This window comes from Pseudomonas sp. SST3 (genome assembly GCF_003325755.1).
In genome coordinates this window covers 1-1381 of sequence record NZ_QORI02000233.1, presented here as the reverse complement: position 1 = coordinate 1381, position 1381 = coordinate 1, and the positions used below count along the sequence as shown (strand labels likewise).

Here is a 1381-nt window from a genome sequence, read left to right as displayed (position 1 = left end):
CGTTACTCAAAGGCCGCCAAGAGGAGATCCTTGATCGCGCAAAAACCAAGCGGGCAAGCCAAGGGGACCCTAAATCAAACGCTGAATTCAAACGGGACAAGCGTTCAAAGCGTGCTACGGAAGCTAAGAATGAGCGTGACCAGCATACCACTGACCTAAAGCAACTTCGCGTTGTAGATAACTCACCTGACGCGGTTGAAGATCCTAAACCAATCGCGGGCAAACTCGGTTCTTCAAGAAGCGCTGCCTTCCTGAAATTGGTGGTCAACGTAGGTAACGAGACCAATCCATGAGCGACTTCAGTTTTGCTCTTGCTGATTACATCCCTACCGGTATGCCTCAATACAATGGCAATCCCCTGATCGAATGCCTACCCAAAATTCTGTCGGATATTGATGTTGTCAGACGCGTTGGAAACCTTCCGGCAAAACCTGACGAGGCAGAGCGGGCTTTGGACCCTAAGCTTCGCGGACATGGGATCAACAGGCTGAAGGACGTCGTCATCCCATTCGAAATTCATCTGCGGCTTGAGGATTTGTTTAGTCAGTTGATCCGGTACGGATACACAGGACGCAACCCGCTATGTGCATCATCTGTCAGGCATCGCTTGCCTTCTTCTGCAGAGATCAAAGGTCACGGATTCATGTCCACGGCGGAAACTATGACGCTGATTGGACTGAGTGGTATGGGTAAAACGACCGCGCTTAGCTCCATAGCCAAGCTTTATCCACAAGTCATCAGTCATAGCAAATACAAGCATCGGATCTTCATCGAGACGCAGGTGGTCTGGCTCAAGATAGAGTGTCCGCACGACGGCTCCCTGCGAGGCTTTTGCACGGCCTTTTTCTCAGCATTGGATGCAGCGTTAGGCGTGGAAAAGTACACGCGCAGAGGCATTACGGGCCGCAGCATTAGTGTCATGCTTCAATATATTAGTCAGTTGTGCAAAACCTACTTCATCGGCGCCCTCATCATTGATGAAATGCAACATCTTTGTTCGTCCCGAGGCGGGCAAGATCGGGATAAGCTGCTGAATTTTTTTGTGACGTTATCCAATGATGCCGGTGTTCCGCTGGTCTATGTTGGTACAAATGCGATGCTTCCACTATTTTCTGGCGTTTTGCGAAATGCCCGGCGAGCGGCGGGTATGGGACCGATCAGCTTTGACAGGTTCGGCGAGGACGATCCGTTTTGGGCTCATCTGGTATCACAGCTGTGGGCCTATGACTGGACAACAGCCTGTGCTCCGCTGACGGAAAAGCTCCTGTCCAGAATTTACGATCTCACTCAAGGAAACACGGATTTCCTAGCTAAGCTTTTAATGCTCGCTCAGCGGCACGCAATTTGGGAAGACATTGATTCGGTTACGCCTGCGGTTCTG

General features: G+C 50.8%; 1 protein-coding gene and 1 pseudogene. Both read left to right on the top strand.

Going from position 1 to position 1381, the window contains the following annotated elements; all coding sequences use genetic code 11:
* Window positions 1–293 (top strand): annotated as a pseudogene (locus tag DQ405_RS26940) (transposase); the annotation flags it as partial.
* The coding region (locus DQ405_RS26935) for an ATP-binding protein (RefSeq protein WP_168426516.1) at window positions 290–1381 on the top strand (1092 nt) is incomplete at its 3' end. The pseudogene DQ405_RS26940 and the gene DQ405_RS26935, both read left to right, overlap by 4 nt.